Consider the following 25,992-nt stretch of genomic DNA (forward strand, 5'->3'; position numbering starts at 1 on the left):
CCATGTGGGATTTGAGTTGTCCAGATTGGGAAGACCGAATTCGCAATGGTCGGTCGCTCATTCCCGATCTACCGCTGAATGCAGCTGAAGCTGAGATGGCCGTAGCGATCTTCGGGCAGCTCCAGTTGCCGGACGTACCGGACCAGCCGAAAATGGTCGATGCCTGCGGGCCTTGGTTCATCGAACTGGTGAGGGTCGTATTCGGGTCGTGGTTCCCCGATGTTCGAAAGCGGATGATCCGCGACTTCTTTGCCATGCTCCCTAAGGGGCAATCCAAAACGACCTATTCAGCCGGTTTGATGATCACAGGTATGATCATGAACCGCCGACCCAACGCCGAAGCGCTGTTCGTGGCCCCGACTCAGCGCATCGCTGACACCGCGTATGAAAAAGCGGCGGGGATGATCGAGGCCTCGAGCGACCTGAAGCGCCGGTTCCGGACACGGGACCACCAGAAGAAAATTGAGGATCTGTCCAACGGCTCCGAGCTGTGCGTGAAGACCTTCGATGTCAACATTCTCACCGGTGCCATCCTGTTCATGGCGATGGTCGATGAGCTTCACCTGCTCGGCAAAAACCAACACACCACAAAGGTGCTGCGCCAAATCCGGGGGGGGCTCGAAAAAACCCCTGAAGGGCTGCTGCTTTTTACGACGACGCAAAGCGATGAGCAGCCGGTTGGTGCGTTCAAATCGGAGCTGAAGCTGGCCAAGCGGATCCGCGATGGCCACATGCGCGACCGAATCATCCGGCCGATGTTGCCGATTCTGTATGAGTTTCCACCGGATATCGCAGCTGAAGAGCAGCTGTGGTCAAACCCGGAAAACTGGTCGATGGTTATGCCGAACCTTGGCCGATCGGTGCACCTCGACAGTCTTGTCGAGGACTGGCACTCGGAAAAAGAAAAGGGCATTGCCGAGGTCAAAATCTGGGCCTCTCAGCACCTCAATATCGAAATCGGTGTCGGTATTTCTGATGATGGTTGGCGTGGCGCTGATTATTGGGAAGAGCAGGCCGATCCGACCCTTACCCTGCAAGAGGTCATACGGCGTTCCGAGGTCTGCACGATCGGTATCGACGGTGGCGGTCTGGATGATTTGCTCGGTATTTCCGTCATGGGCCGAGAGCGTGAAACCCGGAAGTGGCTTATGTGGAACCACGCCTTCGCCAACCCGAGTGTAAAGGAGATCCGCAAGGATATCGTCGCCAATCTCGAAGATTTCGAGGAAGAGGGTTCTCTGACGTTCGCCAAGGTCCCTAATGATGTTGAGCTGCTCGTTGATATCGTGGTGCAGGTCTACGAGGCCGGGCTTCTGCCGAAAGAAAAAGGTATCGGCATCGACCCCAACAACATCGCAGCTATCATTGAAGAGCTGCTGCGTCGGGGCATACCGGATGAGCTGATATTTCGGCTGCGGCAAGGTGTGGCGCTGGCACCGGCTTTGTTCGGTCTCGAGCGCAAGCTGAGTGATGGTACGCTGATCCACAGTGGCCTGACCCTAATGAATTGGTGCGTCGGTAATGCCAAGGTGATCATCACCGGCAACTCGCCGATGATCACGAAGCAGATTTCTGGCCGGGCAAAGATCGACCCGCTGGTCGCCTCTTTCTGCGCCACCATCCTCCTGAGTTGGAACCCTGAAGCCTTTGGCCGGTCGGTCTATGAAGACGACGACGATATCTTTATTTAAGGACACACTGTGAACTTACTCAGCTTCTTCGGCCTAGAAGGGATGTTCGGGGCCGATCTGGGCTCGGGCCTCCAGCCACAGGCGGCGTATGATGATGGCGGCCGGGTGTTTCGCGGTCTGGATGATCCAGACCTGGAAGAATACATCCGCGCGGACCAGAATGGCTCTGGCTCGAAGCAGGCGCTGTTCAACACAGCTGTTTTCCGCGCAGTTGATGTCACTTCAGCTGTGATTGCCGCATTGCCGTTCCGGCCCATGCAAACCCGGCCCGACGGCGAAATCATTGAGGCTATCGACCACCCGCTATTCGAGATCCTCAATGATCAGCCCAATCATTTTCAGACCGCGCCTGAGTTCAAGCAATGGATGCAGATGCGGGCGCTGGTGGATGGCGACGGTTTGGCCCGAATCGTCAAGACCGGAAGTGGCCGGATCAGCGGCTTGCTTCCGCTAGATGATGTAACGGCGACCCTCGAAGGGGGCTCGCCAGTGTACCGAGGGCCGCGTAGCACTATCCCAGCAGATGAAATCTTCCATCTTCGGGGCCTGTCGTGGAATGGGTTGAACGGTCTGAGCCGCATCCGGCAGGCGGCGAGAGCGATCAATCTTGCCAAGGACGCCGAAGACGCGGCGGTGAACATCTTCCGCAACAACATGGCGGCGGGGGGCGTTCTATCACATCCCGGTAAGCTGTCCGATGACGCGCGAGGCAAGCTCCGTAAGCGCATGGAGAACCGAACCGGCATCGCTAACGCCGGGAAATGGCTGGTCCTACAGGAAGGCATGACGGCCACGCCGTGGCAGCAGTCGGGGCGCGAAAGCCAGCAAATCGAGCGCTCCAAGCATCAGGTCGAAGAGGTTTCGCGCGTTTTTGGCGTGCCCCGGCCGCTGATGATGATGGATGACACCTCGTGGGGCTCGGGTATCGAGCAGCTCGGGATATTCTTCGTCACATACGCCCTCATGCCGTGGTTCACGGCTTGGGAAAAGCGTGGTCGGATGTCTCTGCTCACGCCGAAAGACCGCAAAACCATCCATCTCGATTTTGACGAAAGCGAGCTGCTGCGCGGCTCGATGAAGGATCAGGCCGAGTTCTTCTCAAAAGCCATCGGTGGCCCCGGCACAAAGGGCTGGAAGACGGCCAACGAAATCCGCCGCCTGACCGGCGACGGCCGACACAAAGACGGCGACACCCTCGCAACCGGACAAGGAAACCTGAATGTCCCTCCGAAAACTCCCTCAAGTTAAGGCGTTCAATCGCCCTGACCACTATGATTGGGATGTCCCTAGCGATGTTCTCGCCAAGTGGACACCTCAGGCCGCCGAGAACGAAGGCGACGCCACCATCTCGATCTATGACTATATCGGTTATGATTATTGGGATGGTGGCGGCTTCACGGCCGCCCGCGCAGCAGCTGCTCTGCGGTCGATCGGCCCTAACCCCGTCGAAGTCCGCATTAATTCGGGCGGCGGCGATATGTTCGAAGGCCTCGCGATCTATAACTTGTTCCGCGAGCATCCAGCCAAGGTCACCGTTAAGGTTATGGGCATGGCGGCGTCCGCTGCCTCGATCATCGCTATGTCGGCCGACGAACTGGTCATGGCCACCGGCTCGTTTCTCATGATCCACAATGCGTGGGGCGTCGTCGTCGGCAACCGCAACGAAATGCGGGCGGCGGCTGAAACGTTTGACGAATTCGACCTGGCTATGGCCGAGATCTACCAGCACCGCTCCAACATCGATCTCGCCGACATACAGGCGATGATGGACAAGGAGACGTGGTTGAGAGCGTCCGAAGCCGTGAAGCAGGGCTTCGCGGACGGCACAACCGACGATCCGGCTCCCTCCGAAGCGAACGCCCGCGCGCAGCTCAATGCGCGCCAGCGTCTCGACCACATCCTTTCCGATGCGAAGATGCCGCGTTCCGAGCGTCGTCGTCTGCTGAGGGAGGCAACCGGCACGCAAGACGCTGCCGCTGCGACCACGCGTAACGCTGGCGACGACTTAGATGCCGCAATGTCCGCATTGCTGGCGTCGATCTAACCCCACCCCATTCAGAAAGTTAAACTGATGCACAAAACCAAGTCGCTCATCGCGGCCAGCGCGGCCGTGTGCGCTCTCTCCGCTGCCCGTTCTTCGGAAGTCACCCCGCCGCGCGTACGTGGCATTTTGGCGGTTCGCGCCGACACCCCGGCCGATAAGGTCGCGCAAATTCAGGCCGCGTGGGCTGAATTCAAGGCCACCGCCGAGGCCGACGCCAAGGCCAAAGATGCCCTTCACGCCGAGAAGATGGCCAAGCTCGAAGACGTTCTGGCCACCACGCAGAAGGATCTCGATGCACTAAACCTCAAGATGGCCGCCGCTTCTGGCGCGGGTGGCGTCTCGTCCGTAGACGCGAACGCTCACCGCGAAGCGTTCAACACCTATTTCCGCGAAGGCACAGGCGAGCATGCGCTTGGTGACCTGTCCGTCAAGGCTGGCCTGACCACGCAGTCGAAGCCGGACGGCGGTTATCTGGTCCCGACCGAAATGGAAAACACCATCGATCGCGTTCTCGGTACGGTCTCGGTTATGCGCCAGCTCGCGACGGTCCGCCCGATCGGCACGTCAACCTATTCTAAGCTGGTCGGCCAAGGCGGAACCACTTCGGGCTGGGTTGGCGAGGAAGACACCCGAACCGAGACCAATACGCCGAACCTCCGCGAGCTGGAGTTCACCGTCATGGAAATCTACGCAGAGCCCTATGCTACGCAAACCATGCTGGACGATGGTCGCATCAACATCGAGCAGTGGCTTGCCGATGAGGTCCAGATTGAATTTGCCGAAAAAGAAGGCGCTGCGTACGTCAAAGGTAGCGGCGTCAAGCGTCCTCGTGGGTTCACCACATATGAAAACGTCCCTAACGATAGCTATTCGTGGGGCAAGATCGGCTACGTGAAGACGGGCGCGGCCGATAAGTTCGCCACTTCGGCACCGGCCGACGTTTTCGTGGATGCCTACTACGCCCTGAAGGCGGGTTACCGCAATGCGGCCAACTGGCTGATCTCGGACGGCGTCATGGGTGCTGTTCGCAAGATGAAGGATGGGCAGGGCAATTACCTGTGGGCTCCGCCAACAGGCGCGGGCAAGCCCGCGACCATTCTGGAAAAGGCGGTCTACACCGACGACAACATGGATCCGTTGGGCGCAAACAAGTTTCCGATTGCCTTCGGTGATTTCAAGCGCGGATACCTGATCCTTGATCGGGTCGGCATCCGCGTCCTGCGCAACCCCTACAAGGTCAACGGCAAGGTGGCGTTCTATACCACCAAGCGTGTCGGTGGCGGCGTCCAAAACTTTGAGGCCATCAAACTGGTTAAGTGCGAGGCCTAAGGGCGGCTCCAGCCGTCATCATGGGCCGCCCCGCGTAACTGGCGCGGCCCGCTCCTTTTCCTTCTTTCTCAAGGGCAATCCCATGAAAGACATCCACTCGGGCATGAATATCGCCTTGGCTCTTGCCGCCGCCGTTCTGGCCGCCGATACAACCTCCGCCGCCATCGACCTTCAGGGTTATGACGCGGCCGAAATTGTCCTAAGCGTTGGCGCTGGCGGGATCACCTTCTCCGGCACGAACAAAGTCGAATTCGTTCTGACCCATTCCGACGACGACGTGACCTACACGCCGGTGACCCTGACTGACATCATTGGTGCGCCTGCGGTTACCAACGGCATCATCAAGGCCCTCACCGCCGCTCATGCCGAGGGCAAGGCCTATCGCTTCGGCTACAAAGGTGGCAAGCGCTACCTGAAGCTCATGGCGGATTTCTCCGGCACGCACGGCACGGGCACGCCGATCTCGGCCATCGTGATCCGCGCGCGCGGCTACGACAATCCGCAGGCCAATCAGGCCTAACGGCGGCGATCTCATCGACTGAAAAGGCGGGGCTTTGGCTCCGCCTTTTTCGTAGCTGCCATTGGGAAAGTCCATGCTCAACGTCGTCGTACTTACAACCGGTCCGCTTTTCACGCTGTCGGAAGCCAAACAGCATCTGCGCAAGGATAGTTCAGAGGAGGATGTGATCATCACCGGCTATGCCATGGCAGCCGCTCAACGGGTGCTTGATTACTGCGACCTCGACCTTGTGCCGGTGGGTGAGGGGCCGGTGGCGGTATTTAAAACGGCAGCGCTCTTAGTGCTGGGCGACCTCTACCACAATCGCGAGGCGTCGCCGTCCGAATTGCCGACCAGCGCGACGAACCTGCTCGACCCTTACAGAAACCTCGGCGTCTAAGGAGGCCATTATGCGAGTCAGATTCCTGCGCGATCGCGACTTCACGCCCCCGGAAAACCGGATGGTCACCTATGCCTATAAGAAAGGCACCGAAGAGACCGTCAAGCGGGCTTGGGGTGAGGAAATGAAAACAGACGGCGACTGCGAGGAAATCGACCCGCCGCGTCGTGCCACCTCTGAAAAGGCTGCCGACTGATGGCGGGTTCGGGCGATCTGTCTTACCGCCTTCGGTTTGAACAGAGGGGCCTAAACGACAACGGCGATCGCCGTGGCGCTTGGGCCGAACAATTCACCGTCTGGGCTGATATCGATTATCAGCGCGGATCCGAAACGGCGGTCGGGCAGCGGATCGAAGGCAAACAGCCCGCGTCGATCACGGTCATGCAAAGCCCTGACAGCAAACGCATCGCGGCCTCTTGGCGAGCGGTACGGGTCGATACCGGCGAGACCTTCAATATCACCTCCCCGGCGGTACCGGGCCGAAAAGCCGGGTTCCTCAACTGCATGGGCGTATCGGGAGGGGCTTCAGGGTGAAGACAGGGTTTCGCAATAAGGGCAAAGTCCTGGCTCGCTTCGACAAGGTGCCGCTGGTCTATCGCAATGCGGCGCGTACGCAGGGCACGATCGAAGTCGAAAAAATCGTCTCGACCATGAAGCGGTTCGCTCCGGAAGATCATGGTGTTCTCAAATCCACGATCAAATTCGATGAGCGGCACCGCGCAGACAAGCTTCTGTGGGTCATCAAGGCGGGCGGCCCGGCGACTACGAAGGTGGTTCGTAAGTCTGCGAAGGGGAACGCGCCGGAATTCGATTATGCGGTCGGTGTCGAGCACGGAACGACTGAGAACCCAGCCCAGCCCTACTTTTATCCCGCCTACCGGCTGCATAAGAAAAAGGCCAAGCGCCGCATCAAGGCAGCGGCGCGCAAGGCTCTGCGAGAGGTTTAATCCATGGCGGATATCGGTACCGAGGTCCAGAAGGCCGTTGAGGCCGAGCTGCGCACCAATACGGCGGTCAGCTCGCTATTCGGCGGCACCACGCGGATCTTCACAAACAAAGCGCTGCCTGACAGCGTCTATCCCCACATCATTATCGGCGAAGACCAGATCGTCGGCGATGATACGGAGTGCTCCGAGGAAGACGATGTCACTGTCAACGTCCACGTCTGGGCGCGTGAGGAGACGCCTGAAGAGGGTGTCCTGAAGGCCAAGGCGATCGCGGGGGCTATCCGCCGGGCGTTGCGCAAGCAGCTTATGCTTACTGGCTTCACCGTTGACGATTGGACTTATGAGGGCACGCGCCATCTGGGAGATCCCGACGGCGAAACCGCGCACAGCATCGTCACTTTCACCTATCTAACGACCGCAGACTAAGCCACTCGGATCGTTGATCGAGCGCCACCCTCTTCAGGGTGGCTTTTTTCATGTCTCAAAGGAGGCTCCTGCATGGCTCCCCCCTCACTCACGCGTGGCGTGAAACTGCTGATCAAGATCGGCAATGGCGCATCGCCAACTGAAGTGTTTACCGCCCTGTGCTCGATCAATGCGCAGCGCGGCATCACCTTCAACTCACAGACCAATGACGAAACGGTGCCGGACTGTACCGACCTAGAAAAGATCGCTTGGATTGTCCGCGAGGTCGAATCCCTAAGCGTCGAGGTCAGCGGTGGCGGCAAGGCTAACAAGCCGGACGTACCGAAGCTGTTCAACTGGTGGAAATCCGGCGAGAGCAAAAACATCCAGATCATTCTTGATGATGCGACGGCCGCGAACGTCATCACTTTTGCCGGTGCTTTCAAGCTCACCAGCTTTGAGGTTACGGGTGACAGGGGTGGCAAAGCCGAACTGACCATGTCGCTGGCATCGGACGGTGAAGTTACCGGCACCTTCGGCGCGAATGTGACGCCAAGCTAATGAGTCGCGCAGCAGAAGTTGAGCTGTCGTTTGGCGGGGCGGACCGTTTGTTCCGCCTCCCCATCGGCCGCATCCGTGCCATTCAGGAAAAGTGTGACGCTGGCCTGATGGAACTCTTAAACCGATATGCGCTCGGACACGACCGCATTGACGACACGCGCGAGGTCATCCTTCAGGGCCTTATAGGCGGAGGAATGGTCATTACAGAGGCTCAAAAGCTGATTGAAGCCTTCTTTGATCCGCCTGAGATCCCGAAGCGCCAGTTTACTCATCTGGCACAGGCTATCGTCTCGGTTGCCCTGTTCGGAGTCCCAGACGAACCGCCGGGGGAGACCGAGGCGGTGACGGCGTAACCGAAGAACCGTTGCCGCGCGAAAAAATGCGCTTCGGCCCCTTTTATCGCACCGGCATCGCCATGGGCCTCGGTCCGCGTGAAATCGATGACCTGTCCCTATGGGAGTTCGGACAGGTCGTTGATGGCTGGATGACCGCAAATGGCATTGAGCCAAAGGCTAAGCCACTTAGCGACGACGAGCATGACGCGTTGGTCGCCAAATACTCATAAGGGAAAACCTATGGCCGTCAAAGACACTGAGGCGTTGCTGCTCCAGCTGGCCGTCGATATGCGCCAATCTCAGCGCGAATTGACGAAGTTGCGCGATATGACCGACCGTCGCCTTAATGAAATGGAAAAGTCCGCGCTAAAGTCCACTGCCGCGCTGGCCAATATCATGGAGCGTGGCGGTCGTGATGTAACAGAAGCATTCAGACGCGGGCTTGGTGGTATCGCGGGCGTGCTGGCCAGCACCTTCTCGGCCCAACAGGTGATCGCCTACGCTGATAGCTACACCGGCCTGCAGAACCGATTGCGGGCTGCCGGTCTGGAAGGCGAGCGCATGAAGGCGGTTGAAGACGCGCTTTATGACAGCGCCAACCGTAACGGCCTGCAGGTCAACGCTACGGCCGAGCTTTATCAGCGAGCCTCGCTGTCGCGCCAGCGTCTCGGTGCTTCTGAAGATGAGTTGCTGCAGCTGGTTTCCGGCACTGCCGCTGCGCTGAAAGTGCAAGGCACGTCGGCCGAAGCGGCGTCGGGTCCATTACTACAGCTCGGTCAAGTCCTCAGCGGCACTAAGGTGCAGGCCGAAGAATACAACTCGCTAATCGACGGTTTGCCGGTCGTTCTTCAGGCAGCGGCGAAAGGCTCAGAGCGCTTTGGTGGAGACGTCGCGAAGCTGACCGGGCTCGTTAAGGACGGCAAGGTCACCTCGCAAGAGTTTTTCCGGGCCTTGCTCAACGGATTTCCGGCAATCGAAAAGCAGGCGGATAGTGCGGTCGTGACTGTCGCGGGCTCACTGCAAACCCTCAACAACCAACTCGGCCGATACGTTGGCCAGACAGACCAAGGTCTGTCCGCAACGCAACGGATGGCGCAGGTCATCACACTGCTGGCCAATAATCTCGACGTTGTTGTCCAGGCGGGAATGGTTGCTGTTGCGATCGTCGGCACGCGATGGGTTGTGGCGACCACGGCAGCTACGGCTTCAAACCTCCGCTATCAGTTCTCTCTGCTCAGCATGGCTGCAGCGCAGCAGGGCGTCACGCGATCGTCAATCCTTGCCACAACGGCCGTTGCTGGTCTCAATAGCGCTCTGTCATTCTTTGGTGGTCCGATAGGTGTGGCGATATTGGCGGTTGCTGCGGCCATTTCCTACGGTGCTGTCGAGACCGCCAAGTACGAACAAGCTGTCAACAAGGCCGAAAATGCGGTTCGTGGTTACAGGATCGAGCAGGAAAATGCTGCAAAAGCTGCGAAAGAGGCCGGCAAAGAGAAATCAGAATTTGTCTCCAGCATTCCGTCTGACATCGCCAATCTGGCGGCGCTCACTGGTCAAGTGGATAAGCTGGGAGAGGCATGGTTTCAGGTCGCCGCGCAGGCTCGAATTGCGGCTATTGAACAAGCCAAGACGCGAGCAAATGATGCCCGAAACAATGCGAAGGTGCTAAAGGAAGCCGCCGCAAAATCCGAGGGAAGCGATCGGATAACCGGTGCACCGCTCTCACTTGGCGGCGTAGCGCCTGCTGCCGCGATGGGCCAGTTCAATAGCAGCAAATATGTTTCGCAGCGAACTAAGCAATTGCGAGATGCTGCCAATGTGGCGCAGCAAGCGGCCGATACGGCTGAGGCCGAGGTCGCCCGGCTGCAAACCGAAAAAGTGACCCCGGTTTCTAGCCCAAAGACTTACGCCCCTACCGGCGGAACGAACAAGGCGGATGATGCAAAGGCCGCTGCAGCCGAGGCCAAGCGCATTGAACTGGCTCAGGAGGATCTCCGACTCGAGGAGGCTATCGCGAAGGCCAAGGCTGGCGCTGATGCAAAAGCCATCAAGACGGCCGAGGATGCGCAGCGCCTCGTGCAGTTGCGCCGCCAATATGAGGCGGCCGGTTATGCCGATGCTGAGAAACGGGCCGAAACCCATCTTGGCTATGAGCGTCAGGCTCTGGCGTTGATCGAGTCGCGCGAGAAAACTGAAAAGTGGATCGCCGACATTATCGACGCCAGCCAGCGCGCGGGCGAAGAGTACCGGCAAAAGCAGGCTCAGGCGGCGGCACTGGTGGCCGATGAACTGAACCTGCGGATCCGCATCGCGCAGCTGTCCGGTGATGACAAGGCCCTCAAGCTGGCCGAGCGTGAGCTTTATATCCATCAGCGCATCGCTGAGCTGAAAGACCTGAAGCCGAACGCGACCGAGGCGCAGAACACTGCGCAGGCCACACGCGAGGCCGATCAGATGGAGACGGCCCGTAAGTATGGCGAGGCGCGCCAGATGTTCGGGCAAGCCTTTTCGGAAGGGATCCGCGCGGCCGCGACCGGCGACCTCGCGGGCTTCCTCGAAAACATGGTCGGGTCGGCTGCTGAGCGCGCACTGCAGAAAGCTGGCGAGCAGCTCTATGACCTCGTCTTCGGGGCTGGCCAAGAACTGGCCATGGCCACCACGACAGGGACGGCTCAGGGTGCGGCACAAGGTGCGGCGGCCGCTACGGCGATCGTCACCGCTTCGGCCACCGGGGCGGCCACGATGTCCGCCGCAATCATCAGCGCCGGTCAGATAGCCGGTACCGCTATGGCGGCGCAGATCGCTACGGCGTCGGCAGCAAGCGGCGGCGGCGATGCGGTTTCCAAGCTCCTGAGCAGCCTCACGAGCTTTGAGGGCGGTGGCTACACCGGCAGCGGCGTGCGTGCGGGCGGTCTCGACGGCAAGGGTGGGCGTCTTACGATGATTCACCCTAAGGAAATCGTCCACGACCTGACCAAGCCGCCGCCGCCTGCCAGCGCCTTCCGGCGTGCCCAGATCCCGACCGTCCAGAATTTCAACATCAACGCGGCCGGAGCCATCATGGCATCTGACATCGTTGAAGACATTCAGCGCACGGGCGCGAAGGCGGCGCTTACCGGGGCGCAGGGTGGCGCGCAACTGGCCCAAACGAACCAAATGCAACGTACCCGGAGACAATTGGGCAAACGATGAGTGTGCAGCTTCCAAACGGCCCCTACCGCATTCTGGCGCAGGTGGATGACATCAGCTTCAGCAGTGATCTGGAGTCGCCCCTCGGCGGAGCCACCCAGCGTCTCAACCGGCTGGGAGACCGCTTCGCTCTGAGCTTCGGCTTGCCAACGGTGCGGGTAGGGGCTTGTGGGGCCTTGTGGGCGACGCGGCTCAGTCAGGCAAAACGGCAGGGCGCTATCATGGCGCTCCCAGCGTCCGTCCTTAAATTCGGTCAAACCGGCTCTGTTGGCACCCCGCGTGTCAATGGGGCTGGTCAGGCCGGTATGACACTCAACGCCGATGGCTTTAACAACGGCGCTCTTTTGGTCGAAGGCCAGTACTTCTCGTTCAAAGTCAATGGCGTCAACTATCTGCACCGCTTGACGGCCGACAAGGCGGCGTCCGTCGTTGGACAGGTGGCGTTGAATATTGAGCCCATGCTTCGGGTGCAGATCCCCGACAATACCGAACTAAACTTCGCGGCCCCTGAGATCGAGGGCTTAATCGCGCTCGATACGCGAGGGCTTGCCGCCAACCGGTGGGGCCTTGGCAGCTTCGAGACGATCACTATCACTGAAAACAGATAAGTCTCATGGCGATAGATCCCGTCTTGCGCACCGCCCTGTCCGGGCCGGTGGCGCACCCCTTTAAGGCGGTGGAGGTCATCCACCCCTATAAGACGTTCCGCCTTCTGGACGGCCTCGGCTTTCTCAACATCGGCGGCAACGTCTATGTCGGCCATGACCCCGATATCGGCGGTCTGTCCTCTCTCCGGTTCTCTGAAGAGGGGGCCGGGGAGGAAGCGCCGGATTTCCAGTTCGGCATTGCGGCCATCAACGAAACGGTTGCGATCGCGCTTTGCCAGCCATCGGCGCAGGGCAGCATTGTCAAAGCCATGTGGGGCGCGTTTGACCCGGCGACCGGCTTGGTGGTCGGCGCGCCCTACGTCCAGTTCGTCGGCCGGATCGATGTCCCGACGCGCGGCGTTCTGATGGGCGATGCCGTCTCCTTTGAATGTGTGTCCGGCTTCGACGCCTTCTTCGAGATCGATCAGGGCCGCCGCCTGTCGTTCGCCTTCCATAACTCGATCTTCCCCGGTGATGTGTTTCTTCAGTACGTGGTCGACGTCGGGATCTCGACGCCGTGGGGCCGGGCGGGGACGCGTCCGGCACTGACAAAGGCGGTGCTTCCATGAGCCTCGAACTTCTGGCCAGAGCGCAGGCCTGCGACATTACCATCGCCACCTATCTGCCTTTGGCCTTCGAGCTGGGCCGCTTCGACTGTGCGCGCATGGCGGCGAGGCACCTGAAGCACATGGGACACAAGGTCGCCGTCTCGAAGTTCGGCACCTATTCGACGGTAGCCGGCGCATTGCGCGCCCTCAAAAATCGCAACTTCGACAGCCTCGAAGCGGCGTTCGACAGCCTGCAATTCGACCGGATTCCGCCAGCCATGGCGATCATGGGCGATATCGTCGCATTCCCGAATGACTATCCGATCCCCGCCATGGCCGTGCGGCTCGATGCTCAAAACTACCTCCATGCCTGGCAGGGAGGCTTTGCAATCTCTGAATTGACGGGCGCTCTGACGGCGTGGCGGGTGCCATGCCTTCGCCCCATGAAAGGCTAATCATGGATCCGGCAAGTTGGGCCGTGCTGGCGACAAAGGCCGTTAGCGTGGTGAAGGGCGCGGCTGCGGCGTGGAAAACATTCGCGGCCGCCAAACCGTTGCTCGCGGGCGCGATCAAGATTGCGGCCTATGCGACAGTTTCGGCGGCGGTTGCCTCAGCGGCAGTTAAGACCCCAACTGGCGGTGGGCAGCAGCTTGAATTCAAGGCTGATCCGCAGGCCGGTTATGACACGATCGTCGGGCGTACGGCCGTGGGGGGCTTCAACATCCTCGGCTATCCGTCTGGATCCGGGCGAAAGAAGTTCGACAACGCCATCACGAACCTGTTCCCAGTTATATCCGGCTGTGGTCCGATCGCAGGCCCGATCGATGTCGAGATGAACACGTTCGCCTGCCCCTATAACAATTCGACTGGGCAGGTTACGTCTGGCGAGTACAAAGACAAAATGTGGGTGAAGACGGCGCTCGGGGCGGTCGGTGCTTCGGCCACTGCTTTGACCGCACCCGCATGGCCCTCAGGTTGGGACATTAGCTTTCCGGAATGGACAGCCGCTCACAAGGGGCAGGGCTTCGCCCATGCATGGGTGAGCCTCTGGCAGGAAGAGGGCGACAAGTCGTGGTCGAGCGGCATTCAACCGCGGTTTATCGCCCGCGGTGCGCTCTGCTATGATCCGCGGTTTGACAGCACCTATCCCGGCGGCTCGGGCCCGCAGCGGGTCAACGACCAGACTACATGGGCATATAGTGAAAACGGCCCGATCGTCGCCCTGACCCACTATATCGGCTGGCGTCACAATGGCGTGCTGGTCGGTGGCGCAGGTCTGAACCCGGCCTTCATCGATATCCCGGCCTTCGTCGCTGCGGCCAATGTGGCGCAGGTCAACGGCTGGACGATCGGCGGCACGTTTAATTCGCTCGAAGATCCGTGGGTGGTCGGCAAGCGGATGCTGGCGGCGGTCGGTTGTGAGCCGATCGCTTCAGGCGCGCTTCTGTCCTGCATCATCCATACGCCCCGTACCTCTGTGGGTACGGTGACGATCGATGATGTCTGCGGACCGTTCTCGATCCCCTCAGTCAAGCCGATGCGGGACCGAATCAACTCGGTCATCCCGCGTTGCCGTCTGGAAACCCATAATTGGGAGGTTGTGTCCCTTAAGCCTGTCACGGTGCCGCAGTATGTCACCGATGACGGCCGCCTGCGCCAGCGCGAGTTGGAATATGAGATGTGCCAGAATGCGCAGCAGGCGGCGCAGCTGGCGGCATACGATATCGTCAACGCGCGGGAGTTCGGCCCGATCGCCCTTACACTCAAGCCGAAGTGGCTGGGTGTTCAGGTCGGCGATGCCATCACGCTTCACCTGCCAGAGGCTGGCCTCAACAATCAACTTGTGATCGTCAAGAGCCGCCAGCCCAATGCTGATACGGCAGAAGTTATCCTGACGGTTGAAAGCGAGACCACTTCCAAGCACGCCTTCGCGCTGGGGCAGACTCCAAATCCGCCGCCGACCCCCGGCCTGACCAAGCCTGACTACACGACGCCACCGGTTCCTGAGGTCGGCGTGTGGGCGGCCGAGGTCGGCTATGCTGGCTCAGGATCTGGGACGCTTCCGGCAATCACGATTTCCGGCGGTCTGACCGAGACCGCAGACGTGAAGGACATTCTGGTCGAATACCGCGAAGTAGGGACCGAAGAATGGATCGTCTGGGCGACGGTCGCCAAAGAGCTGAAAACCATCACGATCACGGGCCTGAAGCCCCTGAAGCAGTACGAAATCGCCATCCGGTACCGGACAGCCTATGGTCTCGGCGACCGGCTGATCATCGCCACGCTGACAACTGGCGATCTGAAGGTTGGGGATCGCGACGCACAACAGGTGCTTACCGATATCGACCTCAATGCCGAAACGCTGCTGGCGTATCTCTACGATGTGCAGGTGCTTACCGATTGGGTGAACGCCCGCTTGTTTGTGGATGGCCAGCCGGTAAATGCCGTCGTAGCCGAAGAGATCCAGACGCGCATAGACGCAATATCTGCGTTGGCGCAGAAGCTGGCACTGGTCGGTGTGGCGATAAATGGCAACACCGCGTGGAAGCTAAACGCGGATATTGTCTATGGCGACGACGATAAGTTGCTGGTCCAATCTCTGACCCAGCTTCGCGCCGACATGGACGATTTCAATGGTCAGTATGCTGAGATCATTTCTCAGCTGGCAGTCGTTGTAACGCCTGACGCCGGGGCAGTAGCCACCGCCGTACTGCAGTTGGACGTGAACGGCAGGATTGCCAGCGTCAAGGCCATCAATACCGGCGAGGCCAGTGCGCTACGCGCTCGTTTCGATGTCTTCCAGCTGGAAGATACCGCTGGAAACCCGCTGTTCACGGCGGCGGGGGGTAAGGTCACTATGCCGAACGTCACGGTGACCGGTGAGCTTCAGGTCGATACCATCCAGCCCGTCCAATCGGGTTACGACGATGTGAAATTGATCAGCCAAGCGCAGGCCTTTGCGACCGTTGAATACATCAACGATACCAATGGCAACTACTGCGCCCCGTACACCGGTTACCCTTCTGGCCGTCAGCGCTTCGTCCAGATGTGTGAGCTGGGCAATTCGGCGGCGCTTGATCCGGGCAAGCGCATCCGCAACGGCACGCGCACCTTCGTGGTGTCTGGATCGGCCTCAGTCGATGCCTACTGCTCAGTCTGGTATCAGACCTATGACCCGGCGACCTCCTCATGGGGCGCACCGGTTTACGTGGCGCGCGGGGTCGATAACGCCTCTGGCGTGGGCAACGTCACTGTGCCGGGTGGCGTCGATATCGTCATACCGCCCAACGGTTCGGTCAGGTTCTATCTGAGCGTCAACCGTGGCGGGCTGGGGTCCGACGCATGGGACGCAGCGACCGGTAACCGGTCGATGGAAAACCTCAACCTTCTTGTTACCTCTGTAAACTTCTAAGGACTGTCGATGCCGACAACACCTGCGGAAGCTGCTGCCACCATACAGCAGTATTTCAATGAGCTGCGCGCGGATCGTGAGGAATACGCCGAATGGGCCACCGGTACAGTCACCGGTGGCCCTAATGGTGACGGCCTTTATCCGCTGCGCACCTTCACGGGCGAAGTGGTGAAGATCCCCTGCCCCGCGAAGGCCATGGCGACCGCCCAGCCTCGCACCCCGTTCGAATACGGCGCTGTCGGGGCGAAGGGCTGGGGTAATCAGGTCAGTACGCCAGCCAAGACCCGGTTTGCGACCTTGGCTGAGTGTCAGGCCGTCTACCCCTTTGCCGTGTCTCTGGAGCAAGAGATTGATTTCCTCGCCCTTCAAGCGTGGTCCGATGCCGGTGGCATTGGGCAGCTCTTCGAAGAGTGGGAATTCAAGATGTGCAACACCCACCCGGATTCATGGACGCCTTGGGTGCATGTGGCGGGCAATTCGGACCTGTACTGTGGCTATTCCGGGTTTCACTGGGAAGACCTTGGCACGCTGACCGATGACACTCAGTTCGTGCCAAACGCTGATTTTACGACGGGTGCCGGGTGGGTGAATGCCACGCAGTATGCCGCAGATGAAATCATCCCGGTCACGTTCCCGGGTGGCGAGGCGGTGGCCTTTGATCCTGCGACGCCCGTCGCTGATCAGGGCCGCTTCTACCAGTTCGGTAAACAGGTCACTCTGCAGCCGGGCTACTACACGGCGGAAATTGAGTTTGAAGCGGAGCTTGGCCAGTCCTACGGCTTCCCCCCGCCGCTGAATAACAATCAGCCTGCATACGCTGGCATCGGCTTCAACTCTGCCGGGCCGGGTAGCGGCGAAAGCGTGATCAAGGGCGGGGCCAACTTCCAAGCCCAGATCATGTCCAAGCTTTTTACGCCCGGGCGTCACACCTTCAAGGGGTCGTTTGACTTCATCGTCACGGCGGAAACCTCGGATTGGCTGACGTTCGGCGGCGGCGGCTATGTCAGCTTCTATATCAAGCACTTTGGGATTAAGCGCTGGCTTCCCAACTGCGCGATCTTCAATACCCGCGATGGTGATGAATTCCGTGACGATTCAAAGCACCATTACCCGGTGTCAATGGGCATCAATCAGGCTTACCTCTGGGGACCGCCTGCGGTAGCGGGCGCTCCGGCATGCTTCCGCTGGAAGTCGTTCAAAAACATAGACGGCAATCTGGTTATTCCCCGCGATGTCTACATCGACGGCTTCGACAATCAGATTATGATGGGCGATGGCGCTTATCTGCTGCAGTTCTACAACGTCAACGGCAACTTTGGTCATACGGCCATCTACTTCGAAGGTGGCCAGAACGCCGGGGAGAATAACCGCTTCTATGGCGGCGGGTTCGGTAACTGCAAGGTCCTGATCCGCAACCCCCGTACGTCGCAACTGAGCTTTTACGGGACGAGTCTGGACTATGCGATTCAGACATGTGTGGAACAAGCCGGGCGGATTGAAACCTTTGGCGTGCACATTGAACAGAAGGTTCCGGAGGATGAAGATAAGCCGCTGTTCGATCTGATCGACGGCGGGTCATTCATCATGCACGGCGGCAGCTTCCTCGGGGCCGGACCGGTGTTTAGCTCACCCTGTGCACCGGTCAGGACAAACAACAGCAAGTGCACATTCCAGATGTACGGCACCGAGGTCTACCACCTCGGGTCTGATCCTGACGGCCCCGGCAAGGGTATGGTGATGTCTGGCCCCGGTCAGATCATCATGAACCTGATGACGAACAAGGGTAACCCGAACATCGGGCCACGCGGCTTGTCTGAGGCGCGCGGCATGGACGTTTTGGGCGGCGCTGGGCATTTTGAACCCATCGCCGGTACGCCCTTTATCGCTGGCATGGGTCGCAACGAAACCGGCATTGACCTCATTGGAGGGTCGTACTTCGCGGACGCGGATATTCTGCCGACCGACGAATACCTAGACCAGTGGGATAACTCTCGGATCACGGCCACAGTCGTCCTGGCTGGTGATGGCAAGCGCAGCTTGAAGATCGAAAAGAAGGCCCCTTATGGGCGCGGCAACGGGGGGCGGATACAAATCCTGATCCCTGTCCAGCCCGGCCATGGCCTGCTTGGCGGCTTCTATGTGAAGCTTCCGCCGATCTTTGATGCGACAGCTGCGCCCGGTGAGACGGTCACGCTGTACTACCGCCGCTTCTGGTGTGTGGTGGACGGCTATGATCTCCTTAACCGGCCTATCTTCAAACAGACGTGGGATTTTGGGGGCGAAGAGAACTTCACCCTCCCACTCGACGGAACGGGCGGCGGTCAGTTCCTTTGGCGATCAATCTCGACTGCCTACAAGGGCGACGGCTCAACCGACCCAACCAAATGGACGGCGGCGGCATCGCCTGCCGGTGCCACGCACCTCGCCATCCTCCTCGACCATGAGGCGCTTCCAGCTCTGTCCTATGAGCTGCGGGGCCTCTTCGCCAATCAGTTCTAAGGTGACGACATGGATTTGATCTCGCTCCGGAAGGCCCATACCTTTCGGAGGTTCCGGGAGGCCTTGGAGGCCAACTTTGAACAGATACTGGCGGCGCTGGATGCATCGGACGGATACCTGCCAGCGTCTTACCTTGGCGCGGTTTCAAACCTTGGGCGCGCGGCAGACAGTCTGGCCACTGATCACACTGTGTCCATGGCGGTCACAACGCGCATCGCACAGGATGACATCAGCGCTGCGCAGGTCTTGCACCATAACTGGTACAGCAATGCCTCAAATACGTCTGAGCGCTTGCCGGGCGGTGCCTGCACTTACACGGACTGGCTAGAGTATCCAATCGGTGTAGCCTACTACGGCGGCGCGTCGGTTACCGCTCCGAACGGTGAGAAGGCCGTCAATGATCTGGGCATGCTTGGCGTCACTATCCCTGCAGGTGCCAAGTTCCGCGTCTGGACCAAGCGCGTCGGGGCGCAAGTCTTCACAGGCGGGCGGGGTTCGTGGCATCTGGGCGCGGGGTATCTGGCTAATCCGGCTTCTGGCGAACAGGTGCCCCGGCTCAACCACGTCTTCTACCCCGGGGCAGCGTGGGTAAACACCTATTGGCCCACCGTCCTCGGTCAGACGCAGCGCCGGTCAGTCCTGTTCATTGATGATAGCCATGGGATGGGTGAAGGAGAGCGTGGGGAGCCGGACCTTGGCGGCTTCTATGGTATGCTTGAGCGGTATTTCTCTGACCGCTGCGGCTGGACGAATATGTCCACGCGAGGCATGTCATTGCAGTCATTCATCAGCAGCCATTCGCAGCGCCAGCTGATCGGGCAGTATTATTCCGACATATATATCGGACTTGGCGGCAATGATGTCAGCGCCGGGCGTACCTCCGGACAGATGCTGGCCGATCTGGATACAATCATCGGCTATTACCCCGGTAAGAGCTACCTGTCTGGCACTGAGCTGCCAAAAACCACCAGCACCGACAGCTGGGCCACAACGGCCAATCAGACGCCAATCTCTCAGGAAGGCGTCTCCCGGGATTTCAGCCGGGCCAAGATGTACGGCACGCGTTTTAAGCGGGTCTATGATTGGACTAAGGGCGCGTCGTGTTTCCGAACTGACGGCACCATTGTGCACAAGCCCGGCATCACTGCTGATGGCAATCACCTGACCGCTGATGGCTATGCAATGGCCGCTGCCGGTGAGCGGCAATCGCCCCTCTTTTACTGAATTCACTACGATTTGAATCTACGCCGCTCCATCCCGGGGCGGCTTTTTCATGGGAGCTTTCCATGTCGAATGCTTACGCATTGGACGCGACCGGCAGCACGTTCGCGCTCGCCGCTTGCTCAAAGACCTACGGGTATGATGCTCAAGGCCGTGTCACGTCAATTTCCGCAACTGTCGACGGCGTCACGCGGGTCAAGACCTACACCTACAACGCAGCTGGGGACGTGGCGACCGAAACGCCATGGGTGGTGCAATAATGGGTGCGCGAGTAAATCCATTCACCGGTGATTTGTCCCCAGCTGTAACCAGTGCAGAGGTGCAGGACGCGGGCGCCGCTATGGCGTCTGTCGTCTTTGATAAATCGGGTACGCTGTATTCACCAATCGTCGGCAAGGTTCGGGTCGTACCTTCAACCGCAAACCTGTTCTACGTTGTAATGAAGAGCGTTGAAGGTGCGAAGGTCGCGCGCTTTCAACGTGGCATTTATGTGAGCACCTCCGCCGATTTGGGGGGGGAAGGGCCTGAGTTTCGGTTGACGGGATACGGGGTGATGTCGAGTTACGACCTCCCTCCCTCTGTTTTTACTAGATGGGTAGCCGACGAGGCTGGTGCCTTTGATATGGTTGGCAGAAATGCGGCCAATGTGCGCTTTGGGAGCTATCACGGTTTGGGGCCTTCCGGCACATTGAATTCTGAGTCAATCATGGTCGATGGGATCGAAGTCAGCCATACCCTCGCGCGTGAGGGATCTGTGTTTGAGCTTAGAAATGTGACCACGGCAACAAATGGTACTGATGTTTTGTCCCGCGATCTATCAGTGAGTACTGACGCTGGAAAACTAAAGCTTACGGTCAATGCGATAACTGCGACCGGGATGTCACTGGTTTATTTCGGGATGCCAATTGCTAGTGGTAGTCACTTTAATGAGATTCATGTTCGAACCGGGCTTGGTTTCACTGGGATACCATTAGGGGTCGGAGAGGCTGACTGTGAGTTTCTGGCGGCCAAAGGCATGACGATGAGGAGTCCGTCAACAGGTCTGTATATGGCTGCCTATGGCGAATTGCCTAGTATAACTGGGTTTGCCAACGCGTGGTCGGTGAAACAGATCCAAGCGTTAAGTTTTACGGACCGTCAGAAGTCGTATTGGTATTTCACGTCAAACTACGGAAACCTAGTCGGAGCTTCGATAAATTATGAGTGGGGCGAAGGTTTGGTGGGGGAAGCGGCTTACAGCGTCAATAAACTCACAAATACGGTTTTCTCGGCCCCTGAATGGACCTATCAACAAGGTGGCGGCAACGTGTCTGTGAACAATGGTATCCTGACGATGACCCGTACAACTGGGGCACCTTCAAACCTGCGAGCCTACGCATCCATCCCGGGAGTGGCGGTCGGTCAGAAGTATCTAATGGCGGTAGACTTCCTAGGCCGCTCTAATTCTGCAGGGACAATTGAAGCGTATGCTGGGTCAAATACAAACGGATCAAGCACTTCACCGCTACCTGCCCTAACAATTGGTAATTCGGTGTTCGATTTACCGAAGAGGGTGGTCCGTTTGTTTACTGCGACGCAGGGCAGTCCAAATCAAGCCTTCCTAGTGCGGAACGCCTCAACGGAAAATTTAGTCACTCAGTGGGCTAACCCGGCTGTCTACGCCGTCGCGCCTTAGTTTCAAAAGGGCCACGACCCTTGGGCATTTTTGAAGTGTCTTACTTATCGCTCACCTTAAAACGTCTCTTGCATGCCAATGCTAGACAGAACAATGCTAATGCGGACAGAGTAGTTTGCCCAAGCGAGGTCAGATGAACAATGAGGCCAAGTGACCCATCCATTAGCCGCATGCTGACCTCTAGGCTCTTTGGGGGATAATCGACGCGGTTATCCCACGGAATAAAGGGGGCAATTCTGCCCGCGCTGTAGGAAAGTCCATCGGCGATGCCCTTTGGCCATGTGGCATCGTGAATCTGCAGTCGGCTCCCGCGCGCAAAATTGAAGGCGGTTGTGTAGACCGCCGCGCACAGGCCCCACAGCGAAAGCAGCAACATCAGCGGCCTGCCTATGCTGTTCCCATAACCGGAAAATAGACGATAGCCGCACGAAACGGTTCGCTCCAGACTAGAGTAACGATCGTTCTTTTCCCTACACCGGAGTTCGTAGTTATGCATTCTGGAAGAAAGGTAATCTAGGGACTCACGGTCGAAACGTGATCGTAATTTCGAGAAAGCATACTCAATCTTCGCATGGTGGTGACGTTTTTCGTTGTCGGGGTCGTCTTTTTCTTTGAGGTAGATAGCGCAGAATGCGTCCACCGTCTTAATGAGGTTGTTAAACTGCTTATCAAACTTCCCAGACTTGACGAAGTCATCCAATGAAAGGTCGTGAAGAAGGCTAAATAAGCCGCTCAATGGAATTGTGCTAAGTCCCGCGCCAACAGCATTAAACCGCACAATAGACGAAGCTTCGGCAGTCACGGCAGTGGGATAGATGATTTTTCCGCCGAAGGTGAACTGATCGATAACGACACCCCTTAGTGATAATGTGCGGGCTACGCAGTCGGAAGCCTCAAATATATTGCCTTGGGTGGCACCGCCGGTAACTGTTAGACCACCCACGAAAACGCACTTATTAAATTTAGCATTCGGTGCGGCTTTCACTGGTGAGATGAACAGACAGTCTTCGGAGCTACTGTGGTGTATCTCGTCGTCGCCATACACGGCGTAATCTGCGCCGCGAGTATTGGACATCAAGCCAGGTAGCCACATTCCGTTCGGCCAAACATCATGCGGCCAACTGAAAGCATCTCGCCCAGTCTTTGAAATGTACCTCTGCCTTGCTTCATGAAATGGGTCTCTCCAATCCTCAAGTGGGGTGATCATCTTAAAATTTGGAACGAGCTTCAATGCCGCGCTATCGCCTTCACGAATTAAATCGAATGGAGGAAGATATGGATAAAAGTATTCTTTCCCTCGCCATGTGTAAGTTTGTTGCCCTTCCCAAGGTTGATCTAAGCGTATGGCGTGTTGTTCTGGAGCCGACATAAATTTGCTTTTCAGCCCCTCGCAGCTGTAGTCCTTGGCGATCCAGTTATTTAGCCAAACTTCAATCTCAGCTATCACTAATGGGTCTTTAAGTGCGTCACTGATCATTACCGCCCCTAATGCGTGCATCAGAATCCGAATCGATTCGTCGCCGATCTTGACTGAGTTTCGCATGGGTAGCAACCTTGCTATTTTGCTCCTTTTAGGGGAGTATTGTCTCCATCCCAATCGGAGGCAATTTTGAAAGATAAGCTAGATGCGCCAATTGAGGTGCTTAAACTTTGCCGAAGAACCTATTGCGCCCTAAAGCGGCGTGAAGCTCAGGGAATGCACCCGGAGATCACTTATGACCCTGTGCTAACGGTTCGGCAGGCGGTGCAGCTCACTGATAGAGATCTTCGAAACATGCCCAACCTCGGGCGAGTGTCCATTAAAGAGTTGAAGGACAAGCTGGCGGCATTCCGTGGTGGCGCGCCGCTCAGTCTCAACGAGACAGTAAAAACCCAGCGCGGTTATGGCGAGGTCGTCGCCATCTCGAAGGGACAGGCCTGCCTCCGGTTTGCCGATGGGAGGTTGGCAGTTTACTTAATTACCAGCCTCCAGCGGCCAGACGGTATTCCCGTAATCGACTGACTTAAACTTGTATCCCCCTATTCAGCCGCCTCAACCCGGGGCGGCTTTTTCGTGCCCTAAAGGAGGGCAAATTCATGAAAGACCAGATCATTAGCTACATCAAAGCCAACCCCAAAAAGGTGCTCACCCTCGCTCTTGGGGTTGCGGCTGCGCTCGGCTGGAAAGCTCCTCAGGCTGTTCAAGACCTGATCGCCATCCTGCCCTACTAACTCACGTCGGACAGAGCCGGGGGAAACTTTGTTGCATACACTTATCGACTACCTGACCACGCGTGGCGCGTGGGTCATGGCTTTCTTTTTCGCCGTCTCGGGTCGCATCCTCTATCACACCGAGATGGTGAAAAAGGGTCGGCGGCGCTTCTGGTCGTGGCGGCTCTTACTCGAGCTGCCAACGGCGGTAGGCATGGGTGTGATCGCATATGGCGGCTGCGCTCTGGTCAACATCACGGGCGATGGTCAAGCGGCCATCATAGCCGTCGCTTCATATCTAGGCCCCCACGGCGTCAATGAGCTTTGGGCGCTCTGGCTAGAGCGAAAGCGCTCTGAGCCGTCCAAGTCTGAATAATCCATCATCTGGCCCGCCCTCACCGGCGGGCCTTTTACGTCCGGGGCGACACGCCCAATCTCGGAGTGAGTAAAATGACGCTACCCGCCCGCTATTCGTACCTTGCCAATGAGCCCGGCCCTAAGATGGTGCTCGAGGCCCTCAAAGTGTTTGGACTGACCGAGGGCAAAGGCCAAGCCAATAACCCCACAATCCTTATGTGGGCTGGCGAAGTCGCCCAGGCTAACCCTACTGCCTATAATAAGTGGGCGACGACATTCTATTCGGAAGACTCTATCGCGTGGTGCGGCTTGTTCATGGCCCTTTGCGCCGTCCGCAGTGCTGGTGGGAAGCCTGAGCGTCTGCCGCCCGATAAGTACCTCAGCGCCCTGTCGTGGGCGAAATGGGGGAAGCCTGTGCCGAAGACAGGCGCAATGCTCGGGGATGTGCTGACCTTCCAGCGTGAGGGGGGCGGTCACGTCGGTCTTTACGTCGGCGAGGACGCCGATTGCTTCCATGTCCTCGGCGGCAATCAATCGGATGCGGTCACGATCACCCGCATTCTGAAGGCCCGACTGTTCGCGGTCAGCCGTCCGGCCTATACAGTGCAACCGGATAATGTTCGGAAGATCAAGCTAACGGTCAGCGGCCCGGTCAGCGTGAATGAGGCATAAAAAAGGCGGTCCGGTGGACCGCCCAGTTCAAGTTACCGTCGAGGGAAGACGCCAGATAAGCCGGCTAAAGCATTGAACCCGGTCGAGGGGTTATGCGCTGGCCGAGAAAGCCCGGAGAGAGCGTTAAGCCCCTGAAGAACAGAGGGCGCTGATCGACGGGGTGGGGAGGAAGCGCTCAAGCCACTGAGAAAGGATGCCGCCCCTCGGTCGGTGCACAGGCTTTCTGTTTGCTTCGGAGTAAGTCCGCTCAACTTCCTGATACGCGGTGGCTGGCCGATAGACGCGGTGTGCACTGAAATGTGGCCCAGATTATTCCACGGTACCCCGTCCGCCTCCGTCGTCAGATAGTAGCGACCCGACCGATAATGCCTACGGATGTAAACGGGCGCTGAATAGCCATCGTGCTCGGTGCGCATCGGCACGCCCATCTCCGCAAGATAGATGGCTTCATCAAGCGTGTACTTATGAATGCTGTTACCCACCATGTCGATACGAAAGTCGTCGTCAGGCCCGTCAGCCCAAACATCTGTGATGATGATAGTCTTATTGAGATAGTTGAGCATCATGCTCTCCTATAATGTGGCTTGACGGCTAGTGAAATTTCACCATAAATATCCGCCCGGCCTACGTTGCAAACAATGCCCGCCATGGATCCACCACGATTCACTTTTGGCGTGCATGTAATATGATGACCGGAAATACGCTTTAAGCAAGCATTAACCTCGCCCAAAGATTGATTTGGCGGGGTTTTTGTGTTGCGCTTGTGGACAAATGCGATAACCTGAACCATCAGATGCTTGCCGTAGTGTCCGGACTATGTTTTTGGCTGGATAAATAGGTCAATCTGCTGAAGTGTTTTACCTCCCCAGTCCTTGACTAGCGTGTGCCGGACTCGCTCGACCAAATAGCGTGCTTCTCCCGGCGCGCCATCCGCCACCGCGACAAACTCATCGCCGACATGCGGGCACACAGCCAACATCAGGCCGTCCAGCTCCCCCACGGCCATCTCGTCAGAAACCCAGAAGAATGAATAGCGGTGTTCGATCATGCACTAATGACGCATGACCAGGCGTAAAGCGTCAAGCCGTCTGATCGCTTGAGGCTAGTAGCTTTCTTAGGCGGTCTACCTCTTCGGCCTCAGTCAACAGCATCTTCTGAAGGCGACTTCTGGAAGCCGCTTGATTGGCGACAAGGGCATCGTAACGGGCTTTAAGCAGATCATAGTCCTTGATCTGCTCGGCGAGCACTCCGACGACGGCCTGCATGATCCAGCCGCCCTTCCCTTCGGCGACACGACGGGCTGTGTTGTCCCATTTTCTTTCCAGCGCTTTCGATAGCAGTGCGCGCGCCTTCGCTTCTGGATCCATTTCA

At 58.2% G+C, this 25,992-nt stretch carries 30 protein-coding genes; 26 read left to right on the forward strand and 4 right to left on the reverse strand.

Annotation, left to right across the window (positions count from 1 at the left end):
- The first annotated feature begins 2 nt into the window (after positions 1-2).
- The 22 genes from ASTEX_RS01605 to ASTEX_RS01710 all read left to right on the forward strand — a co-directional run bounded on the left by ASTEX_RS01605 (position 3) and on the right by ASTEX_RS01710 (position 21,402).
- Entirely contained in the window at positions 3-1,691 is a 1,689-nt protein-coding gene (locus ASTEX_RS01605; RefSeq protein WP_013477860.1) for a terminase TerL endonuclease subunit, read from the forward strand.
- 9 nt (positions 1,692-1,700) lie between these two features.
- The gene (locus ASTEX_RS01610) at positions 1,701-2,939 is read left to right on the forward strand and encodes a phage portal protein (protein WP_013477861.1); all 1,239 of its coding nucleotides are present in this window, start codon (positions 1,701-1,703) and stop codon (positions 2,937-2,939) included.
- A complete protein-coding gene (locus tag ASTEX_RS01615; RefSeq protein ID WP_013477862.1) occupies positions 2,911-3,735 on the forward strand; it encodes a head maturation protease, ClpP-related in 825 nt (274 codons plus the stop codon). The genes ASTEX_RS01610 and ASTEX_RS01615 overlap by 29 nt, the downstream gene beginning before the upstream one ends.
- Positions 3,736-3,762: 27 nt before the next feature.
- Positions 3,763-5,064, forward strand: coding sequence for a phage major capsid protein (locus ASTEX_RS01620; protein WP_013477863.1), 1,302 nt, complete (start codon positions 3,763-3,765; stop codon positions 5,062-5,064).
- A gap of 82 nt (positions 5,065-5,146) precedes the next feature.
- Entirely contained in the window at positions 5,147-5,584 is a 438-nt protein-coding gene (locus ASTEX_RS01625) for a hypothetical protein (protein ID WP_013477864.1), read from the forward strand.
- A 73-nt stretch (positions 5,585-5,657) separates the two neighbouring features.
- On the forward strand, positions 5,658-5,963 hold the full coding sequence (locus ASTEX_RS01630; protein ID WP_013477865.1) for a head-tail connector protein: 306 nt from the start codon (positions 5,658-5,660) through the stop codon (positions 5,961-5,963).
- A 10-nt stretch (positions 5,964-5,973) separates the two neighbouring features.
- Positions 5,974-6,159, forward strand: coding sequence for a hypothetical protein (locus ASTEX_RS01635; protein WP_013477866.1), 186 nt, complete (start codon positions 5,974-5,976; stop codon positions 6,157-6,159).
- The gene (locus ASTEX_RS01640; RefSeq protein ID WP_013477867.1) at positions 6,159-6,497 is read left to right on the forward strand and encodes a head-tail adaptor protein; all 339 of its coding nucleotides are present in this window, start codon (positions 6,159-6,161) and stop codon (positions 6,495-6,497) included. The genes ASTEX_RS01635 and ASTEX_RS01640 overlap by 1 nt, the downstream gene beginning before the upstream one ends.
- The gene (locus tag ASTEX_RS01645; RefSeq protein ID WP_013477868.1) at positions 6,494-6,910 is read left to right on the forward strand and encodes a hypothetical protein; all 417 of its coding nucleotides are present in this window, start codon (positions 6,494-6,496) and stop codon (positions 6,908-6,910) included. Before ASTEX_RS01640 ends, ASTEX_RS01645 begins: the two co-directional genes overlap by 4 nt.
- Positions 6,911-6,913: 3 nt before the next feature.
- Positions 6,914-7,336, forward strand: coding sequence for a DUF3168 domain-containing protein (locus ASTEX_RS19155; protein WP_013477869.1), 423 nt, complete (start codon positions 6,914-6,916; stop codon positions 7,334-7,336).
- 72 nt (positions 7,337-7,408) lie between these two features.
- On the forward strand, positions 7,409-7,876 hold the full coding sequence (locus tag ASTEX_RS01655) for a phage tail tube protein (RefSeq protein WP_013477870.1): 468 nt from the start codon (positions 7,409-7,411) through the stop codon (positions 7,874-7,876).
- Positions 7,876-8,229 (forward strand): gene transfer agent family protein, encoded by a 354-nt coding sequence (locus ASTEX_RS01660; protein WP_013477871.1) that lies wholly within the window; start codon positions 7,876-7,878, stop codon positions 8,227-8,229. Before ASTEX_RS01655 ends, ASTEX_RS01660 begins: the two co-directional genes overlap by 1 nt.
- 11 nt (positions 8,230-8,240) lie before the next feature.
- Positions 8,241-8,441: a hypothetical protein gene (locus tag ASTEX_RS20220; RefSeq protein WP_041658415.1), complete on the forward strand. Its 201-nt coding sequence runs from the start codon at positions 8,241-8,243 to the stop codon at positions 8,439-8,441.
- Between the two features lie 10 nt (positions 8,442-8,451).
- A complete protein-coding gene (locus tag ASTEX_RS01670; protein ID WP_013477873.1) occupies positions 8,452-11,403 on the forward strand; it encodes a tape measure protein in 2,952 nt (983 codons plus the stop codon).
- Positions 11,400-12,008 (forward strand): hypothetical protein, encoded by a 609-nt coding sequence (locus tag ASTEX_RS01675; protein WP_013477874.1) that lies wholly within the window; start codon positions 11,400-11,402, stop codon positions 12,006-12,008. Before ASTEX_RS01670 ends, ASTEX_RS01675 begins: the two co-directional genes overlap by 4 nt.
- A 5-nt stretch (positions 12,009-12,013) precedes the next feature.
- Positions 12,014-12,616: a hypothetical protein gene (locus tag ASTEX_RS01680; protein WP_013477875.1), complete on the forward strand. Its 603-nt coding sequence runs from the start codon at positions 12,014-12,016 to the stop codon at positions 12,614-12,616.
- Complete coding sequence (locus ASTEX_RS01685; RefSeq protein WP_013477876.1) at positions 12,613-13,050, forward strand: DUF6950 family protein; 438 nt, start codon at positions 12,613-12,615, stop codon at positions 13,048-13,050. The genes ASTEX_RS01680 and ASTEX_RS01685 overlap by 4 nt, the downstream gene beginning before the upstream one ends.
- 2 nt (positions 13,051-13,052) lie before the next feature.
- A complete protein-coding gene (locus ASTEX_RS01690; protein WP_013477877.1) occupies positions 13,053-16,007 on the forward strand; it encodes a fibronectin type III domain-containing protein in 2,955 nt (984 codons plus the stop codon).
- A 9-nt stretch (positions 16,008-16,016) separates the two neighbouring features.
- The gene (locus ASTEX_RS01695; RefSeq protein ID WP_013477878.1) at positions 16,017-18,506 is read left to right on the forward strand and encodes a hypothetical protein; all 2,490 of its coding nucleotides are present in this window, start codon (positions 16,017-16,019) and stop codon (positions 18,504-18,506) included.
- A 63-nt stretch (positions 18,507-18,569) separates the two neighbouring features.
- Complete coding sequence (locus ASTEX_RS01700; RefSeq protein WP_168148052.1) at positions 18,570-19,730, forward strand: hypothetical protein; 1,161 nt, start codon at positions 18,570-18,572, stop codon at positions 19,728-19,730.
- Between the two features lie 62 nt (positions 19,731-19,792).
- Complete coding sequence (locus ASTEX_RS01705) at positions 19,793-19,987, forward strand: hypothetical protein (protein ID WP_041658418.1); 195 nt, start codon at positions 19,793-19,795, stop codon at positions 19,985-19,987.
- A gap of 80 nt (positions 19,988-20,067) precedes the next feature.
- Positions 20,068-21,402 (forward strand): hypothetical protein, encoded by a 1,335-nt coding sequence (locus ASTEX_RS01710; RefSeq protein WP_144004585.1) that lies wholly within the window; start codon positions 20,068-20,070, stop codon positions 21,400-21,402.
- A gap of 40 nt (positions 21,403-21,442) precedes the next feature.
- Here the strand turns inward: ASTEX_RS01710 and ASTEX_RS01715 are convergent, their stop codons facing one another.
- Entirely contained in the window at positions 21,443-22,945 is a 1,503-nt protein-coding gene (locus ASTEX_RS01715) for a hypothetical protein (protein ID WP_013477881.1), read from the reverse strand.
- 66 nt (positions 22,946-23,011) lie between these two features.
- Between ASTEX_RS01715 and ASTEX_RS01720 the strand changes: the two genes are divergently transcribed.
- The 4 genes from ASTEX_RS01720 (at position 23,012) to ASTEX_RS01730 (ending at position 24,621) form a co-directional block, all read left to right on the forward strand.
- A complete protein-coding gene (locus ASTEX_RS01720; RefSeq protein WP_144004586.1) occupies positions 23,012-23,404 on the forward strand; it encodes a DNA-directed RNA polymerase subunit alpha C-terminal domain-containing protein in 393 nt (130 codons plus the stop codon).
- A gap of 74 nt (positions 23,405-23,478) precedes the next feature.
- The gene (locus ASTEX_RS20940) at positions 23,479-23,613 is read left to right on the forward strand and encodes a hypothetical protein (protein ID WP_013477882.1); all 135 of its coding nucleotides are present in this window, start codon (positions 23,479-23,481) and stop codon (positions 23,611-23,613) included.
- Between the two features lie 28 nt (positions 23,614-23,641).
- Positions 23,642-23,968: a phage holin family protein gene (locus ASTEX_RS01725; protein WP_049781583.1), complete on the forward strand. Its 327-nt coding sequence runs from the start codon at positions 23,642-23,644 to the stop codon at positions 23,966-23,968.
- 74 nt (positions 23,969-24,042) lie between these two features.
- Positions 24,043-24,621, forward strand: coding sequence for a TIGR02594 family protein (locus tag ASTEX_RS01730; RefSeq protein ID WP_013477884.1), 579 nt, complete (start codon positions 24,043-24,045; stop codon positions 24,619-24,621).
- Positions 24,622-24,653: 32 nt separating this feature from the next.
- On the opposite strand, the gene ASTEX_RS01735 is transcribed toward ASTEX_RS01730, so the two are convergent.
- The 3 genes from ASTEX_RS01735 to ASTEX_RS01745 form a co-directional block, all read right to left on the reverse strand.
- Positions 24,654-25,187 (reverse strand): DUF3892 domain-containing protein, encoded by a 534-nt coding sequence (locus tag ASTEX_RS01735; RefSeq protein WP_083805529.1) that lies wholly within the window; start codon positions 25,185-25,187, stop codon positions 24,654-24,656.
- Positions 25,188-25,435: 248 nt separating this feature from the next.
- Positions 25,436-25,669 (reverse strand): hypothetical protein, encoded by a 234-nt coding sequence (locus tag ASTEX_RS01740; protein WP_013477886.1) that lies wholly within the window; start codon positions 25,667-25,669, stop codon positions 25,436-25,438.
- Positions 25,670-25,700: 31 nt separating this feature from the next.
- Positions 25,701-25,988: an MreC domain-containing protein gene (locus ASTEX_RS01745; protein ID WP_013477887.1), complete on the reverse strand. Its 288-nt coding sequence runs from the start codon at positions 25,986-25,988 to the stop codon at positions 25,701-25,703.
- Positions 25,989-25,992 lie beyond the last annotated feature (4 nt).

It is taken from the genome of Asticcacaulis excentricus CB 48 (assembly GCF_000175215.2).
In the GTDB taxonomy this organism is placed as follows: Bacteria; Pseudomonadota; Alphaproteobacteria; order Caulobacterales; family Caulobacteraceae; genus Asticcacaulis; species Asticcacaulis excentricus.

What these genes read in the sequence shown, in the direction of transcription:
- ASTEX_RS01605 (WP_013477860.1), top strand. Translation starts at nt 3, where the DNA reads ATGTGGGATTTGAGTTGTCCAGATTGGGAAGACCGAATTCGCAATGGT.
- ASTEX_RS01615 (WP_013477862.1), top strand. Translation starts at nt 2,911, where the DNA reads ATGTCCCTCCGAAAACTCCCTCAAGTTAAGGCGTTCAATCGCCCTGAC.
- ASTEX_RS01620 (WP_013477863.1), top strand. Translation starts at nt 3,763, where the DNA reads ATGCACAAAACCAAGTCGCTCATCGCGGCCAGCGCGGCCGTGTGCGCT.
- ASTEX_RS01625 (WP_013477864.1), top strand. Translation starts at nt 5,147, where the DNA reads ATGAAAGACATCCACTCGGGCATGAATATCGCCTTGGCTCTTGCCGCC.
- ASTEX_RS01630 (WP_013477865.1), top strand. Translation starts at nt 5,658, where the DNA reads ATGCTCAACGTCGTCGTACTTACAACCGGTCCGCTTTTCACGCTGTCG.
- ASTEX_RS01635 (WP_013477866.1), top strand. Translation starts at nt 5,974, where the DNA reads ATGCGAGTCAGATTCCTGCGCGATCGCGACTTCACGCCCCCGGAAAAC.
- ASTEX_RS01640 (WP_013477867.1), top strand. Translation starts at nt 6,159, where the DNA reads ATGGCGGGTTCGGGCGATCTGTCTTACCGCCTTCGGTTTGAACAGAGG.
- ASTEX_RS19155 (WP_013477869.1), top strand. Translation starts at nt 6,914, where the DNA reads ATGGCGGATATCGGTACCGAGGTCCAGAAGGCCGTTGAGGCCGAGCTG.
- ASTEX_RS01655 (WP_013477870.1), top strand. Translation starts at nt 7,409, where the DNA reads ATGGCTCCCCCCTCACTCACGCGTGGCGTGAAACTGCTGATCAAGATC.
- ASTEX_RS01660 (WP_013477871.1), top strand. Translation starts at nt 7,876, where the DNA reads ATGAGTCGCGCAGCAGAAGTTGAGCTGTCGTTTGGCGGGGCGGACCGT.
- ASTEX_RS01670 (WP_013477873.1), top strand. Translation starts at nt 8,452, where the DNA reads ATGGCCGTCAAAGACACTGAGGCGTTGCTGCTCCAGCTGGCCGTCGAT.
- ASTEX_RS01675 (WP_013477874.1), top strand. Translation starts at nt 11,400, where the DNA reads ATGAGTGTGCAGCTTCCAAACGGCCCCTACCGCATTCTGGCGCAGGTG.
- ASTEX_RS01680 (WP_013477875.1), top strand. Translation starts at nt 12,014, where the DNA reads ATGGCGATAGATCCCGTCTTGCGCACCGCCCTGTCCGGGCCGGTGGCG.
- ASTEX_RS01685 (WP_013477876.1), top strand. Translation starts at nt 12,613, where the DNA reads ATGAGCCTCGAACTTCTGGCCAGAGCGCAGGCCTGCGACATTACCATC.
- ASTEX_RS01690 (WP_013477877.1), top strand. Translation starts at nt 13,053, where the DNA reads ATGGATCCGGCAAGTTGGGCCGTGCTGGCGACAAAGGCCGTTAGCGTG.
- ASTEX_RS01695 (WP_013477878.1), top strand. Translation starts at nt 16,017, where the DNA reads ATGCCGACAACACCTGCGGAAGCTGCTGCCACCATACAGCAGTATTTC.
- ASTEX_RS01705 (WP_041658418.1), top strand. Translation starts at nt 19,793, where the DNA reads ATGTCGAATGCTTACGCATTGGACGCGACCGGCAGCACGTTCGCGCTC.
- ASTEX_RS01710 (WP_144004585.1), top strand. Translation starts at nt 20,068, where the DNA reads ATGGCGTCTGTCGTCTTTGATAAATCGGGTACGCTGTATTCACCAATC.
- ASTEX_RS01715 (WP_013477881.1), bottom strand. Translation starts at nt 22,945, where the DNA reads ATGCGAAACTCAGTCAAGATCGGCGACGAATCGATTCGGATTCTGATG.
- ASTEX_RS20940 (WP_013477882.1), top strand. Translation starts at nt 23,479, where the DNA reads ATGAAAGACCAGATCATTAGCTACATCAAAGCCAACCCCAAAAAGGTG.
- ASTEX_RS01730 (WP_013477884.1), top strand. Translation starts at nt 24,043, where the DNA reads ATGACGCTACCCGCCCGCTATTCGTACCTTGCCAATGAGCCCGGCCCT.
- ASTEX_RS01735 (WP_083805529.1), bottom strand. Translation starts at nt 25,187, where the DNA reads ATGATGCTCAACTATCTCAATAAGACTATCATCATCACAGATGTTTGG.
- ASTEX_RS01740 (WP_013477886.1), bottom strand. Translation starts at nt 25,669, where the DNA reads ATGATCGAACACCGCTATTCATTCTTCTGGGTTTCTGACGAGATGGCC.
- ASTEX_RS01745 (WP_013477887.1), bottom strand. Translation starts at nt 25,988, where the DNA reads ATGGATCCAGAAGCGAAGGCGCGCGCACTGCTATCGAAAGCGCTGGAA.